Origin of the sequence: Bacteroides congonensis (genome assembly GCF_900130125.1) — a bacterium.
Classification (GTDB): domain Bacteria; phylum Bacteroidota; class Bacteroidia; order Bacteroidales; family Bacteroidaceae; genus Bacteroides; species Bacteroides congonensis.
Genome location: NZ_FQXY01000009.1, coordinates 572645 through 588222, shown reverse-complemented (window position 1 = coordinate 588222; position 15578 = coordinate 572645). Strand labels below are relative to the sequence as shown.

Sequence of the window (15578 nt, the reverse complement as noted above, 5' to 3'; positions counted from 1 at the left end):
TATCGTCCTTAGTTTATGTCTTTTTCTTTTCTACACTCCATCCGAACTTACCGATTTTCTCTCCCAAATCATAATACCCGCCATGTACATACACCAACGGATTAGCTTCCGCCAGTTCGAGTTTTCCGGTTTCGGGATTCAGGTTCCGGTCGTCGGCGCGTACATTCACCACATCTGCTATGAACATATCATGCGAACCGAGAGAAATAATTTCCTTCACACGACATTCGATACAAAGGGGAGACTCCTCAATCAGCGGTGCGCTGACCACAGTACATCGTCCCGGAGTAAGTTTCATCTCTTTGAATTTATGATAATCGCGTCCCGAACGAACCCCGCACCAGTCGGTGGCAAAAGCCATGTCTTTAGTTGTCAGGTTGATTACGAATTCCATATTCCGTTTGATAATCTCATAAGAATGTCGTTCCGGTCGTACGGATATATAGCACATGGGCGGGTTTGTGCAAATCGTACCCGTCCATGCCACAGTGATAATGTTATATTCACTTTCTTCTTTTCCGCAGCTGACTAGTACAGCCGGCAGCGGATAGATCATCGTTCCTGGTTTCCAGTCCTGTTTCAATTTGAATGAAGATTTAAAAATGAGGAATCAAAGAATTCAGAGGATGGTAATTTCCTCACGTTTCTGTTCTTTCTCGCAATAATGGCATTTTACGATGCAGTTATCCTTGTCTATCACGTGGAATAACGTAGCCATCGGCTCATTGTTCGTGATACATTTCGGATTGGCGCATTTCACGATTCCGCGAAGTTCGTCCGGCATCTTCACTTCCTTCTTTTCCACTACCTCGTAATCACGGATGATATTCAGTTTGACATGAGGCGCAACCACTGAAATACGGTTGATCTCCTCATCGCAGAAAAACTTATCCGCAATCTTGATGATACCTTTCTTGCCCAGTTTCTTGCTTTCGAGATTGAATCCGATAGTGATGTTGCTCGTCATATGTTCCACACCGAGCAGTTGTACTACGGTAAAGAGCTTTTCAGATGGAATATGGTCAATCACTGTCCCGTTCTCAAGGGCGGCTACTTGTAGTTCTTGTTTATTTTCGCTCATAATAAAATATCGTTTTTAACGTCATCTAATGTGATACCTAACACATCGCAAAGAATTGCTTCGCGGGCATACAAGCCGTTTTGTGCCTGTTGGAAGTAATACGCTTTCGGATTATCGTCCACGTCATATGCAATCTCGTTGACACGTGGCAGCGGGTGCAAAATGCGCAGGTTCGGACGGGTATTTTCCAGCATCTTGTTGCGGAGAATATACACGTTCTTCACCCGTTCGTATTCCATCAGGTCGGTGAAACGTTCGCGTTGCACACGGGTCATATACAGAATATCGGCATCAGCGATAATCTCTTCGGAGAAGTCCGTATGTTCAACGTATTTTATTTGGTGAGTCTTGCAATAGAGTTTGTATTCTTCCGGCATTTTCAGCTCTTCGGGAGCGATGAAATGGAAAGTAGGATTAAAGTGGCGCATCGCCATCAACAGTGAATGTACGGTACGTCCGTATTTCAAATCGCCTACCAGGAAAATATTCAGGTTCTCCAGCGTACCCTGAGTCTTGTAGATAGAGTAAAGGTCGAGCATGGTTTGCGACGGATGCTGGTTAGCTCCGTCTCCTGCATTGACAATAGGCACCGGAGCCACTTCGCTGGCATAGCGTGCCGCTCCTTCGAGATAGTGGCGCATGACGATAATGTCCGCATAATTGCTCACCATCATAATCGTGTCTTTAAGTGTTTCCCCCTTGGAAGAACTGGTAGCCTTGGGATCGGTGAATCCGATAACCCGGGCGCCGAGACGGTTGGCAGCTGTTTCAAAACTCAGGCGGGTGCGGGTGGAAGGCTCGAAGAACAGGGTTGCTACAACCTTTCCTTGCAATAACCGGCGGTTGGGGTTCATTTCAAACTGCTTCGCCATTTCGAGCATGTAGAGGATTTTTTCTTTAGAATGTTCGGCAATGGTTACTAAACTTCTGTTTTCCATTTTGTTATATTTTATGTGGATAGAACTTGTTTTACCGGAGTGTAAAGGTACGAAGAATTTGTGAAAAGCACAGATTTTTCGTACCTTTTTTATCAGCTTTTTATCATCCGGCTTGTTTCCGTCCGCCGGCTAACGCCGCAATGATATATTTCCCCGGCGCCCCGATTTTGTTCCAGGACGTATTGGAAAGCAGTTTCCACACCTGAGTACCTTTCCTGCCATAATCCGACAGCCGGAGAATCGTCTGCCTCTCTTTCGGATTCGTCACTTTGTGGCATTCCAGGCTTTCTATCAGCCCGGCTATGTTGTGCGTAGCCTGATTGTAGGCATACCCCGGAATTTCAAACGAAGCATCGCTTATTTCTTCTTCCTCAGGATTTAGTTTAGTTTGCTTTAGTTTAGTTTGTCCGGAAATGTCATCATTTTCCGGATTCACGTTCTCTTGAGTTGGAAAAATGTCTGCATTTTCTTTACCCGCATCCTCTTTCTGTTTCCCTTTTTTCTTTTTGTTTTCCAATATATAAGGTAATTGGGAGAAATCTATTTTTCGCCGCGTAGTTGCTTCGAACCACACTTCCTGAATTCGTTCCGAAGTCAGTACACCATATTTTTCGAACGTCTCCTTATGGAAAAATCCCTTCTCCAATAATAGTTCCATAACCTTTTCCATTATTTCCTCTTTTATCCCGCCACCTACTTTGCGGATGAAGATCAGGCTTTGTTCCTTTCCCCAGGAAATGTAATATCCTTCCTTATAAATTTTGCAAAGCAATCGCAGGACGATATAAGAAGCTAAAACTCCGAATTTGGCTTCCAGTAATTCCATAGTTTCTTCATCGAAAAAGTTTGCCGGTGTAGGGAAATAAGGTATCCCTTTGTTTATCATACTCATAGTTAAATATTTTTATTATAAATTATACGATTGCCTTCCATTCCATCAGGTTGCTGATTCTGAATCTTCTCCATCCGTTTTGTTCCTCACTCCAGTAGATTACAGACTCCTGTTTCACAGTGAACTTGAATTCACGATGAAAGAATTTTTCGTATCCTACCAATGTGCCTTTTTCCAAACAGAATGTTCCGTCCTGTTTCTGAAAAGCTATCATTACATTTCCATATAGCATGTGCTTTACCAGTTCCATACACTTCTGCACGATTCTTTCCGCACATATTTCCGAAATTCCTTTTTCGACGGCAATACGTTTCTTCCATACTGACATGTAGTCTTCAGACTTTTTTTTCTTACAATTTTTTCTCATTATATAAAAAGATTTAATTAAAATTACTCCTGTTTATTGCATAAACTTCTCCCTCTCGGGATAGTGACGGTATGCTGCAGATATAGCGTTACTATCCTCGTCTCATAGTGACGCCATCGCGACCGGATAGCGTCACTATTTTTTCTGGTAAAAGTTTACTGTTTTTCAGCCGGTTGTAAACGGCGGCAAAAGTAGAGCTTGCATCTCACCTGCACAATTATTTTTGTAAAAACTTATTAGAGCCTTTCTCTTTAGCCTGTCTTTCCTTTTCTTCCCGCTGTTCCCGGAGAGTTCCTCTGATTACGGATAACTCTGTTTCTATACTGCTGACTTCCATTAACTTATACCCACCTTGCTTTGGGACGTACAAGTGCTCTTTTTCATGGATGTGTTTGGCTAAATCTTTTAGTTTTTTGGAGTACTTCATATGGACATCTCCCTTGTCAAATTTTTGCAGATATACCGTGAAAAGTGCCGTTTCATCTCCGGTCAGTCCGCCTCTTTTTTCCAGTTCTTCCTCACTGATAATTTCCGCTTTCTTACATCTGCCGCCACTCTTTTTCCGATTTTGGGCATTGTTTTTTACTCGTGTTTTCGCTTCTCTTTTGGGTGTCTTTTTACTAGCCATAATTTGCTAATTTTTACTTTAGTTAAAAGTATTAAATATTAGAACATACTTTGGCAAGTGTGCGATAAAGCTGCGAAAAGATTCGTTTTTTTGCCGCTTGCCAAATGGTATATATATAAAATAACTAGTGATGCAAATGACAAGTAAAAATGGATTTAGCCGGTGTGGGGAACTCTACATCGGTCGTTTGCGAGAGGAGGGGCGCCATTCCACGGCGCATGTTTACAAGAATGCCCTTTTTTCTTTCAGCAAGTTCTGCGGCATATCCAATATGTCGTTCAGGCAGATCACCCGTGGCCGTTTACGATGCTACGGGCAGTATCTTTACGAGTGTGGCTTGAAGCCCAATACGATTTCTACGTATATGCGTATGCTTCGTAGCATTTACAATCGGGGAGTGGAAGCGGGGAATGCCCCTTATGTGCCCCGACTGTTCGGTGATGTCTATACGGGCGTGGATGTCCGTCAGAAAAAAGCCTTGCCTGCTGCCGAACTTCACAAGCTCTTGTATGAAGACCCGAAGTCGGAGCGTTTACGTCGTACGCAAGCCATTGCCACCCTGATGTTCCAGTTTTGCGGAATGTCGTTCGCTGACTTGGCTCATCTGGAGAAATCGGCTTTGGAAAGCAATGTGCTGCGTTATAACCGTGTCAAGACCAAGACTCCCATGAGCGTGGAGGTGTTGGACAGCGCAAGGGAGATGATTGAGCAACTACGGAACAAGCAGGATTCTTTGCCCGATTGCCCGGATTATCTGTTTGATATTCTCCGTGGTGACAAGAGACGGAAAGATGAGCGTGCTTTCCGGGAATATCAGTCCGCTCTCCGCCGGTTTAATAGTAATTTAAAGGATTTGGCAAGGGCGTTGCATCTGAAATCTCCGGTTTCTTCCTATACGCTTCGTCATTCCTGGGCTACTACCGCCAAATACCGGGGAGTCTCAATTGAAATGATTAGTGAATCATTAGGACACAAATCTATAAAAACCACACAAATCTATTTGAAAGGCTTCGGGCTTGAAGAACGTACAAAGGTAAATAAAGGGAATTTATCTTACGTAATGAACTACTGCGCAGGCAGGTGATTTTAGTGTAATGTATTGGTAACCAGTGATAATAAACGCCCGTTACTTCTTAGGTAACGGATTTAAATTTGACGCAAAGATAGACAAAAACATAAATAGCATACAAATATTTCTTCACTTTTTTTAGTTTTATCTGAAACATAGGGCAAAAAACTATCCGAACATGAAATAAGTCTATTTTCATGTTCAATCATTTTTATTGCCTAATCCAAAGAGCCTTTTCGTTGATTATTAGGCAATTCCTTTTTTTCTCCCCTGTCAATGTGTGTAATTTCCTTTTTCATTGTTGCATGTGATTTATCCGTTACCTAAGAAGTAACGGACAAATATGGGGTAAAAAAACATGATTTTAACAAAGAGAAAATCAGTAATTGCTGGGCCTAGTAATGGGACAGGGGAAGGCGTAGCACACTCTAAACGCTGGTATGTAGCTTTGGTTCGCATGCATCACGAAAAGAAAGTCTCGGAACGTTTGTCTAAAATGGGGATTGAAAATTTTGTTCCGGTTCAACAGGAGGTTCACCAGTGGAGTGACCGCCGTAAGATGGTCGAATCAGTGTTGCTTCCAATGATGGTGTTTGTGCATGCCGATGCAAAAGAACGCAAAGAGGTTCTTTCCTTTTCTACAGTAAGTCGGTATATGGTAATGCGTGGTGAGAGCAGTCCGACTGTCATTCCTGATGAGCAGATGGCTCGTTTCCGTTTTATGCTTGATTATTCAGAAGAAGCAATCTGTATGAACAGTGCTCCTTTGGCACGTGGTGAGAAGGTTCGCGTCATCAAAGGCCCTTTGATGGGACTTGTGGGTGAACTTGTTACGGTAGACGGTAGAAGTAAGATTGCCGTCCGGCTTAATATGCTTGGATGTGCCTGTGCTGACATGCCGGTAGGTTATGTAGAGCCGGTGAGGGCTTGATTTTAATTTCTGGTTGTATCTCTGATACGCAATTTTATTCGTTTATACTATAATGGAAAAAACATTAAGGGGTATAGCTCAATACGCTCGTAAGAACTATTTGAGTTATTGGATCATTTTGGGTATTGATACGGTGGTATCTGTCTTATGTTCATTGGTCGCTTATGCTGTCATTCATTATATGGCGCATGTTCCGATGAGCGACTGGATGCTTTGTCAGTTTGTCGGCGTTTCTTTGTCGGCAAGTGTTGCCGGAGCCTTATTGTTTCACACCTATCGCAATACCATCCGTTTTTCTCAGGCACGCGAGCTTTGGCGTATCATGTGCGCTGTATTATTCAAGATAGGATGTTTGTCCGTGATTTCTTTCTGGATTATATCCGACACACAGCTACTTGATAATTATAAAGTCTCCTACCTTCTGTTTGACGGTTTGTTGACGCTGGCTGCGCTGACGGTCTTTCGTGTTTCACTTATCATCACTTACGATTTTTTGTTGGATTGGGTAAATAAGAAGAATACACGTATCCTTATTTATGGTGTTGACGAGGAGAGTGTAGCCTTGAAGTTGCGTCTCCGTGACAGTGCACATTATAAGGTTGCAGGCTTTTATGTCTATGGCAAAAACAACAGCCGTCGCCACTTGGCGGATCTTCCTATTTATTATTTTGAAAATGAAGCGGATGTTGACTATATAATACGTAAGCGTGGTATTAAGGGTATTCTTTTTGCCCGTTATGAGGATACCCGTCTGGAGGAAAACCGTCTTTTGGAATATTGTAAAAGCAATGCTCTTAAAACTCTGATTGCTCCCACTATTAGTGAGGCGGATTCCGACGGTAATTTCCATCAGTGGATACGTCCCATTAAGATTGAAGACTTGCTGGGTCGTGCTGAAATAAATATCAATCTTCGTCAGGTCGCCGAAGAATTCCGGGGCAAGGTTGTGTTAGTAACAGGTGCGGCTGGTAGTATCGGTAGTGAACTTTGCCGTCAGCTTGTACAGATGGGTATTCAGAAACTCATTATGTTTGACTCTGCCGAGACTCCTTTGCATAATGTCCGTCTTGAATTTGAGAAAAAATATCCTACCATAGATTTTATTCCGGTGATTGGCGATGTGCGTGTGAAAGAACGTGTACGTATGGTATTCGATCTCTATCATCCTCAAATTGTCTTTCATGCCGCCGCTTATAAACACGTGCCTTTGATGGAGGAAAATCCCTGCGAAGCTGTTCTGGTGAATGTCACAGGTTCCCGTCAGGTAGCTGATATGGCTGTGGAGTATGGTGCTGAAAAAATGATCATGGTCTCTACCGATAAAGCCGTGAATCCTACCAATGTGATGGGCTGTTCCAAACGTCTGGCGGAGATCTATGTACAGAGTTTAGGCTGTGCCATCCGTGAGGGAAAAGTGAAAGGCCATACCAAATTCATCACTACCCGTTTCGGTAATGTATTGGGTAGTAACGGTTCAGTTATTCCTCGCTTTAGAGAACAGATAGAGAATGGTGGTCCTGTCACTGTTACTCATCCTGATATCATCCGTTTCTTTATGACTATTCCTGAGGCTTGCCGTTTGGTAATGGAAGCTGCTACGATGGGAGAGGGTAATGAGATTTTTGTCTTTGAGATGGGTAAGGCCGTGAAGATTGTGGACTTGGCTACCCGTATGATTGAACTGGCGGGTTATCGTCCAGGAGAGGATATCAAGATTGAATTTACCGGTTTACGTCCTGGTGAGAAGCTTTATGAAGAAGTTTTGAGTGATAAGGAAAATACGCTTCCGACCGAGAATAAGAAGATTATGATAGCTAAAGTCCGTCGTTATGAATATGCCGATATTCTTGATACTTATGCGGAGTTTGAGAAGTTGTCGCGTACGGTTAAGATAATGGATACGGTCAGATTAATGAAGAAAGTTGTGCCTGAATTCAAATCGAAGAATTCTCCGCGGTTTGAGGTGTTGGATAAAGAATAATAAACTAGAAATATATCTATGAATACATCATTTTGTATTGCTACAAGTATGCAGAAAAAAGTCGGTGGAATACTTTCCTGCCTGTTTGTACTCTTTCTGCTTACTTCCTGCCAGTCATACAAGAAAGTCCCCTATCTGCAGGACTCTGAAGTTGTGGGACAGGTTGCCCAACAGGAAACTCTGTATGATGCCAGAATAATGCCTAAGGATCAGCTTACTGTTGTGGTGTCATGTACGAACCCTGAATTGGCAGCTCCTTTCAACCTGACCACAATTGGTTCTGCCGGTCTGACTACCGAAAACTCACAGAGTGCTTCCCAATCCTCCCAACAGACTTATCTGGTAGATAATGAGGGTAATATTAATTTCCCTGTATTGGGGATATTGAAAGTTGGGGGACTGACCAAAAAGGAGGTGGAGCAAATGATAGTGGAGAAACTGAAGCCTTACATCAAAGAGACTCCGATTGTTACTGCCCGTATGGTTAATTATAAAATCTCCGTATTAGGTGAAGTTGCCCGTCCCGGTACATTTACTGTTAGTAATGAGAAAGTGAATCTGTTGGAGGCCTTGGCCATGGCGGGTGATATGACCATTTACGGAATCCGTGACAATGTTAAATTGATTCGTGAAGGTGCTGACGGCAAACAACAGATTATAACATTGGATTTGAATAAGGCCGAAACTCTTCTTTCTCCTTACTATTGGTTGCAGCAGAATGATATTGTATATGTGACTCCGAATAAGGCCAAGGCTCGTAATTCAGATATCAGTAACAGTACAAGCCTTTGGTTCTCTGCAACTTCTATTCTAGTGTCATTGGCAAGTATATTAGTAACGATTTTAAGAAAATAACATCGTATGGTTGAGGAAAGAAAGGAAAGAACGGGGGCACAATCCGAAGAACAGATCAATATTCAGGAAATCCTTTTCCGTTATTTGATTCATTGGCCATGGTTTGTGGTTTCGGTAATAATTTGTGTTGTTTTGGCATGGGGATATTTACGTCTGACAACACCTGTATATGATATTTCCGCTACTGTCTTGATCAAGGATGAGAAGAAAGGTGGCGGTGCGAATATGTCTTCCGAACTGGAAAAAATGGGGCTAAATGGCTTTGTCTCTTCATCAAGTAATATAGAGAATGAAATTGAAGTTCTGAGTTCCAGGACATTGGCAAGGGAGGTGGTCAACTCTTTGGGATTGTTCGTGACTTATATGGATGAAGACAGGTTTCCTAAAAGGGAATTGTATCGTACTTCCCCAGTTTTGGTAAGCCTGACTCCACAGGAAGCAGACAAACTTCCTCATACAATGGAGGTGGGTATGTCTTTGCAATCTTCCGGTGTGATGGATGTACAGATTAGGGTTGGAAAAAAGGAGTACCGAAAACGTTTTGAGAAATTGCCTGCCGTATTTCCGACCGATGAAGGTACAATCGCTTTTTTTACGAACAACGATACCCTATTATCATCAGTCCGTCCGGAGAGTGTTACAAAAGAATGCCATATCACAGCTTATATCAATAGACCTTTTTCTGTAGCGAAAGAATATGCAGATTTCCTGTCAATAGCTCCTACCTCAAAGGCGACTTCTGTAGTGACCGTTTCACTTAAAAATTCCAATACCCGACGTGGCAAGGATTATATAGATAAGTTACTTGAGATGTATAATATCAATGCCAATAATGACAAGAATGAGGTGGCTCAGAAAACAGCAGAATTTATTGACGAGCGTATTGGTATCATCTCAAAGGAATTGGGCAGTACGGAACAGGATTTGGAGAATTTCAAGCGTAGTGCAGGTATTACGGATTTGAGTAGTGAAGCCCAGATAGCCTTGACCGGCAATGCGGAATATGAGAAGAAACGTGTGGAGAATCAGACTCAGATTAATCTTGTCACGGACCTGCAAAGATATCTGCAAGGTACTGAATATGAGGTGTTGCCTGCAAATGTCGGTTTACAGGATGCTGGTGTAGCAGGTGCAATTGACCGGTATAATGAAATGGTGGCTGAGCGTAACCGTCTGTTACGTACATCAACGGAAAGTAATCCGGCAATTGTAAATCTTAATGCCAGTATCCGTGCGATGCGTGGTAATATACAAACCACCTTGGATGCAACGCTGAAAGGTCTTGAGATCACTAGGGCTGATTTGGCCCGTGAAGCGAGTCGTTATTCCCGTCGTATTAGTGACGCTCCTACCCAGGAACGACAATTTGTTAGTATTGCTCGCCAACAGGAAATCAAGTCCGGCTTGTACTTGATGCTGCTTCAAAAGCGTGAGGAGAATGCCATTGTTTTGGCCGCTATAGCCAATAACGCCAAGATTATTGACGAGGCACAGGCAGACGGTGCTCCGATTTCCCCAAAGCGGATGACGATTTATTTGGCGGCTCTGGTATTTGGAATTGGTATTCCGGTAGGTATCATTTATCTGATTAGTTTGACCAAATTTAAAATAGAAGGTCGTGCTGATGTTGAAAAATTGACTTCGCTCCCTGTTATCGGTGACATTCCATTGGCAGATGAAAAGACAGGGGCTATTGCCGTATTTGAGAATCAGAACAATCTTATGAGCGAGACTTTCCGTAATGTCCGTACCAATCTTCAGTTCATGCTTGAAAATGGTAAGAATGTAATTTTGGTTACTTCTACTATTAGTGGTGAGGGTAAGTCCTTTATATCCGCCAATTTGGCTATCAGTCTTTCCTTGTTAGGCAAGAAAGTTGTAATAGTTGGTCTTGATATTCGTAAACCGGGCTTGAACAAGGTCTTCAACATACCTAAGAAAGAGCATGGTATTACTCAATTCTTGACAAATCCTACTATAAATCTGATGGATTTGGTGCAGCCTTCTGATATAAACAGAAATTTATATATTCTTCCTGGTGGTACAGTTCCTCCTAATCCGACAGAGTTGTTGGCTCGTAACGGTTTAGAAAAAGCTATTGAAACACTGAAGCAGAATTTTGACTATGTGGTACTGGATACTGCTCCTGTAGGTATGGTGACAGATACTTTGCTAATAGGCCGTGTAGCGGACTTATCCGTTTATGTATGTCGTGCTGATTACACCCGTAAGGCTGAGTTTACTTTGATCAATGAACTCGCTGAAAATAATAAATTGCCTAATCTCTGTATTGCCATCAATGGTTTGGATCTTCAGAAGAAGAAATACGGCTATTACTATGGCTATGGTAAATATGGCAAGTATTATGGCTATGGTAAACGTTATGGTTATGGCTACGGGTATGGGGAACATAAGTCAAGTAAAAAGTAAATATCTCATTTTTTAATAATCTGCTAGAGAAGGTAATTTGCCTTTTTGCATTAAAAGTAATATTGGGAGTAGGTGGTAATATCGTCTTGTAAACAATATACTGAAGCCGAATATTAAAAACGAGTAATTATTTTATAGTAGCTCTAATAAAAAGGATATATTTATAGATAGAGTTGTGTTACATGTTTATTTTTCATATTACTATCTTTTTTATTTTGAACGGACATCATTTTTTTAAGTCTTTTTGCAATATATGTCAGAACTACAAATAAGTAATTCGCAATCAAACAATAGGCGGATAGCGAAGAATACTGTTTTACTTTATTTTCGTACACTTTTTATCATGATGATTACACTATACACTAGTCGTGTCATCTTGAATCAACTCGGAGTGGAAGACTATGGTATATATAATGTTGTAGGCGGTGTAGTTGCAATGTTTTCAGTAATATCTGCTGCTCTCTCTTCTGCTATTAGTCGCTTTATTACTTTTGAATTAGGCAGAGGTGATACATATAGGTTGAGCACTATCTTTTCTACGAGCATCAATATTCAGGTGGGAATATCTCTTATCGTTTTGTTCCTTGGCGAAATTATAGGTGTATATTTTCTTAATTGTAAGATGTCCATTCCTCTTGAACGAATTAGTGCAGCTAATTGGGTCTTTCAATGCTCGCTTATCACCTTTTGTATTAATTTGGTTAGTGTTCCTTATAATGCTTGTATTATTGCTCATGAGCGGATGTCTGCGTTTGCTTATATCAGCATTCTTGAAGCAGCTTTGAAACTAGTTATTTGCTACATGCTTATTATTTCGCCATGGGATAAGCTTATCTTCTATTCAGTTCTGATAGTTGCGGTATCTGTCATTATTCGTTTTACTTATAGCATTTATTGTAATATCTATTTTGAAGAGAGTCATTACAAATGGAAGTATGATAAGGCAATTTTACGAGAAATGACAAGTTTTGCTGGTTGGAATTTCTTTACGAATGTAGTATATGTTTTCAACACTCAAGGTGTCAGCCTACTTATAAATATTTTTTTTGGTGTTACACTAAATGCCACTCGAGGAATAGCTTCGCAAGTTGAAAGCGCAGTAATGCAGTTTGTTAACAACTTCACCACTGCTATTAATCCACAGATTACCAAGTGTTATGCAGCTGGTGAGAAAGAACAGATGTTTACCCTCATTTGCCGTGGAGCTAAGTTTTCATATTTGCTCCTTCTAATATTTGCACTTCCTCTTATGATTGAGACTGAATACATTCTTATTTTATGGCTTAAGATTGTGCCAGAACTGACTGTCATTTTCGTTCGTCTTACACTGATAAGCGTAATGGTTAATATACTTGGGAATAGTTGCTATACTGCTTGTATGGCAACAGGAAATATCAAACGATATGTGATATGGGTTACATTTGTGGGTTTACTTGTTTTTCCTTTTACTTGGATTGCTTATGCTTGTGATTTATCGGCGGAGAGTGCTTATATTATTTATATCTTGGTTTATGTGGGCGTGGATATTACTCGTCTTTACATCATGAAAGGGTTGCTTCATTTTCCAATAATAATATTTGTAAAGAATGTCTTGTGTCCTATTACTTTTACTACAATTATCGGAGTTATTCTCCCTGTGCTTGTGGTAATGCATATGCAATCGTCATTCTTTCGTATGATTGTCTCTTGTTTGGTTAGTTTTATTTCTGTAGGATTAGCTGCTTGTTATATCGGTTTAACCAAACATGAGCGTGAAATGACATTTGGGAAAGTCTGGGCAAAAATAAAAAAAAGGATAATATGTCAGTAGTAAATAAACTGAAGTACATGGTTTCTTTTCTTCTCCATGGTAACCCCAAAAAGACTATAGCCAACATCAGCTATCTTCACCCTAATCACCAGTTGCAAGGTAAGAAGATTATTATTACTGGTGGTGGCAGGGGACTTGGTTTTGCTATGGCAAAGAAGTTCAAGGCCGAGGGGGCAGTGGTGCTGATTGCAGGAAGAAACGAAGGTATATTAAAGGCAAGTGCCGAAGAAATTGGTTGCAAATATCTTTATCTTGATGTGCAAAATGTCGATTCATTCAAATCTTTCATAGATGAAGCGGACAAACAGCTTGGTGGTGTCAATTGTATCGTAAATAATGCAGGAATTTCTCTTCATGAAAATGGTTTCCTTGATGTTTCTTTAAAACAGTTTGACTCTCAGTTTGACACAAATCTTAAAGGAGCTTTTTTCTTGACTCAATGCTTTATCAATAAATCTAGGGAAAATAAAACAGAAGGTACCAAAAATATACTTTTCACTTCTTCAGAGACTAGTATTACAGTTGATGAACGTCCGTACGGATTAACAAAAGCTGCGCTTAATAGTCTTGTCCAAGGACTTGCTTATCGTTATGTGAATGAAGGTTATCGTATTAATGCTGTTGCTCCTGGAGTTACAGTATCTGATATGGTGGGAGCTGGAACTGATGGAAATCTCACCTGTAATTATAACATTACAGACCGTTACTACTTGCCTGAAGAAGTGGCAGAAGTTGCTTGTTTTCTTCTCAGTGATGCTTCTAATTGTCTCAATGGGCAGATACTTGTTTGTAATGAAGGAAAAACGCTTAATGCTCGATGGAAATAATGATATAATAATGAAAAAGAAATACTATACCAACGAACGGAATGTGCAGATAGTCATAGCATTACTTAAAGCTTACAACATTCGAAAAGTGATTGCGTCTCCAGGTACTACCAACATGACATTTATCGGTAGTATTCAGAATGATCCCTTCTTTGAAATTTATTCATCAGTTGATGAACGTAGTGCTGCTTATATCGCTTGTGGACTTGCAGCAGAAAGTGGTGAACCTGTAGTAATTAGTTGTACAGGGGCAACTGCATCCCGAAACTATATGCCGGGACTCACAGAGGCTTATTATCGCAAGTTGCCCATATTAGCTATCACTTCGCACCGTGGGGATGCTTCCATTGGACATCTGGTAGATCAGCAGATTGATCGCCGCAACATACCTAATGATATTGCGATGACTAGTGTAACAGTTCCTCTTGTTAAAGAAATTGCTGATGGATGTTATTGTATGAATGAGGCTATCAAAGCTATTCTTGCCCTTCGTCAGCACGGTGGTGGACCTGCTCATATAAATATGCATACGGGGTATTCACTGGATTTTTCAGTTAAAGAATTACCAATTGTACGTAAAATTGAACTACATACTGCTTTTGATAAACTTCCCGAGCTTCAGGAAGGTAAGCGTGTGGCTATTTTTATTGGTGCTCATAAACCTTTTACAGTAGAAGAGACAAATGCCATTGACCACTTTTGTGAAGCGCACGATGCAGTTGTTTTTTGCGATCATACTAGTGGCTATCGTGGTAGGTTCGAGACTCATTTCTCTCTCTTTTTCACACAGGATAATTATCGTTCGCCTTTTTTGAGTGCAGATATCCTAATTCATCTTGGTGAAGTTTCAGGAGATTTGGCACGCATGAGTATCGGTGGGGTATGGCGAGTTAGTGAGGATGGAATTCTTCGCAATACTTTCGGTTGTCTTACTCATATTTTTGAGATGCCAGAGAGTTATTTCTTCGAGGTATATACTCCAGAGAATTACACACCTCGTACAAATTTTTATGATGCATGTCAGCAGGAACTTAAGGGAGCATTAGCTAAACTTCCTGAACTCCCTTTTAGTAATGTATGGATGGCTCAACAGATTCATGACGGATTACCGGAGAATAGTTATTTTCATATGGGGATTTACAATTCTCTTCGTAGTTACAACTTTTTCTCTCTTCCAAAGTCGGTTATATCTTCATGTAATGTTGGGGGATTCGGTATTGACGGTGGTGTGTCAACCCTTGTGGGGGCTTCTTTAGCCCATCCTGACAAGTTACATATCGGTATTTTTGGTGATCTTGCTTTTTTCTATGATATGAATGTTTGTGGCAATCGTCATGTTAGTAATAATGTTCGTATTTTACTTATCAATAATGGTAAGGGTAACGAGTTTAGAAATTATGGTCATTATTGTTCCATTTTGGGAGAAGATGCCGATAAATATGTAGCGGCCGCTGGGCATTATGGACAGAAATCGTCAGTTCTTGTTAAGCATTATGCAGAAGATTTGGGTTATGAGTATTATCAGGCAAGTACCAAAGAGGAGTTCCTTCTAAATGTCGATAAGTTCTTGAATCCAATTATTGGTGACAAGCCAGTCATTTTTGAAGTATTTACTACTACTGAGGGTGAGAGTGATGCTATCCAGATTATGCGCACTTATCTCAATGATTATAAGATAATCATCAAGAATAAGATTATAGGAACTGTACGTATGGTTCTTGGAAAAAATGGAATAGAGACAGTCAGGAAATTGTTAGGTAAATATTGAA

At 40.8% G+C, this 15578-nt stretch carries 14 protein-coding genes; 8 read left to right on the top strand and 6 right to left on the bottom strand.

Translation table 11 applies throughout. The features are described 5' to 3' along the window. Window positions 1-13: 13 nt before the first annotated feature. The 6 genes from BQ7997_RS09025 to BQ7997_RS09000 all read right to left on the bottom strand — a co-directional run bounded on the left by BQ7997_RS09025 (window position 14) and on the right by BQ7997_RS09000 (window position 3906). The gene (locus BQ7997_RS09025) at window positions 14-583 is read right to left on the bottom strand and encodes a flavin reductase family protein (protein ID WP_073345612.1); all 570 of its coding nucleotides are present in this window, start codon (window positions 581-583) and stop codon (window positions 14-16) included. A 36-nt stretch (window positions 584-619) separates the two neighbouring features. Beyond that, window positions 620-1081 (bottom strand): aspartate carbamoyltransferase regulatory subunit, encoded by a 462-nt coding sequence (gene pyrI / locus BQ7997_RS09020; protein ID WP_044654188.1) that lies wholly within the window; start codon window positions 1079-1081, stop codon window positions 620-622. Continuing rightward, window positions 1078-2019 carry an aspartate carbamoyltransferase gene (gene pyrB / locus BQ7997_RS09015; RefSeq protein WP_044654187.1) on the bottom strand — a complete coding sequence of 314 codons (942 nt, stop codon included), beginning with the start codon at window positions 2017-2019 and terminating at the stop codon, window positions 1078-1080. The genes pyrI and pyrB overlap by 4 nt, the downstream gene beginning before the upstream one ends. Window positions 2020-2122: 103 nt before the next feature. Then, window positions 2123-2911 (bottom strand): DUF4373 domain-containing protein, encoded by a 789-nt coding sequence (locus BQ7997_RS09010; RefSeq protein ID WP_073345610.1) that lies wholly within the window; start codon window positions 2909-2911, stop codon window positions 2123-2125. A 22-nt stretch (window positions 2912-2933) separates the two neighbouring features. Then, window positions 2934-3278: an SH3 beta-barrel fold-containing protein gene (locus tag BQ7997_RS09005; RefSeq protein WP_022140297.1), complete on the bottom strand. Its 345-nt coding sequence runs from the start codon at window positions 3276-3278 to the stop codon at window positions 2934-2936. 217 nt (window positions 3279-3495) lie between these two features. Further along, on the bottom strand, window positions 3496-3906 hold the full coding sequence (locus BQ7997_RS09000; protein ID WP_022140296.1) for a DUF4119 family protein: 411 nt from the start codon (window positions 3904-3906) through the stop codon (window positions 3496-3498). 136 nt (window positions 3907-4042) lie between these two features. Here BQ7997_RS09000 and BQ7997_RS08995 point away from each other — a divergent pair, with 136 nt between their 5' ends. The 8 genes from BQ7997_RS08995 (at window position 4043) to BQ7997_RS08960 (ending at window position 15577) form a co-directional block, all read left to right on the top strand. Next, entirely contained in the window at window positions 4043-4990 is a 948-nt protein-coding gene (locus BQ7997_RS08995; protein ID WP_073346487.1) for a tyrosine-type DNA invertase cluster 3b, read from the top strand. A 343-nt stretch (window positions 4991-5333) separates the two neighbouring features. Then, window positions 5334-5906 carry a UpxY family transcription antiterminator gene (locus BQ7997_RS08990; RefSeq protein WP_073345607.1) on the top strand — a complete coding sequence of 191 codons (573 nt, stop codon included), beginning with the start codon at window positions 5334-5336 and terminating at the stop codon, window positions 5904-5906. 52 nt (window positions 5907-5958) lie between these two features. Next, window positions 5959-7887, top strand: a complete 1929-nt coding sequence (locus BQ7997_RS08985; protein ID WP_073345603.1) for a polysaccharide biosynthesis protein — start codon at window positions 5959-5961, stop codon at window positions 7885-7887. Between the two features lie 18 nt (window positions 7888-7905). Next, entirely contained in the window at window positions 7906-8742 is an 837-nt protein-coding gene (locus BQ7997_RS08980) for a polysaccharide biosynthesis/export family protein (RefSeq protein ID WP_073345600.1), read from the top strand. Between the two features lie 6 nt (window positions 8743-8748). Further along, entirely contained in the window at window positions 8749-11172 is a 2424-nt protein-coding gene (locus BQ7997_RS08975) for a GumC family protein (protein WP_073345598.1), read from the top strand. Window positions 11173-11515: 343 nt separating this feature from the next. Continuing rightward, window positions 11516-12982, top strand: coding sequence for an MATE family efflux transporter (locus BQ7997_RS08970; RefSeq protein ID WP_235817272.1), 1467 nt, complete (start codon window positions 11516-11518; stop codon window positions 12980-12982). Further along, window positions 12973-13809 carry an SDR family NAD(P)-dependent oxidoreductase gene (locus BQ7997_RS08965; RefSeq protein ID WP_073345593.1) on the top strand — a complete coding sequence of 279 codons (837 nt, stop codon included), beginning with the start codon at window positions 12973-12975 and terminating at the stop codon, window positions 13807-13809. The genes BQ7997_RS08970 and BQ7997_RS08965 overlap by 10 nt, the downstream gene beginning before the upstream one ends. Beyond that, window positions 13775-15577 (top strand): thiamine pyrophosphate-binding protein, encoded by a 1803-nt coding sequence (locus BQ7997_RS08960; RefSeq protein ID WP_235817271.1) that lies wholly within the window; start codon window positions 13775-13777, stop codon window positions 15575-15577. The genes BQ7997_RS08965 and BQ7997_RS08960 overlap by 35 nt, the downstream gene beginning before the upstream one ends. The last annotated feature ends 1 nt before the right edge of the window (window position 15578 follow it).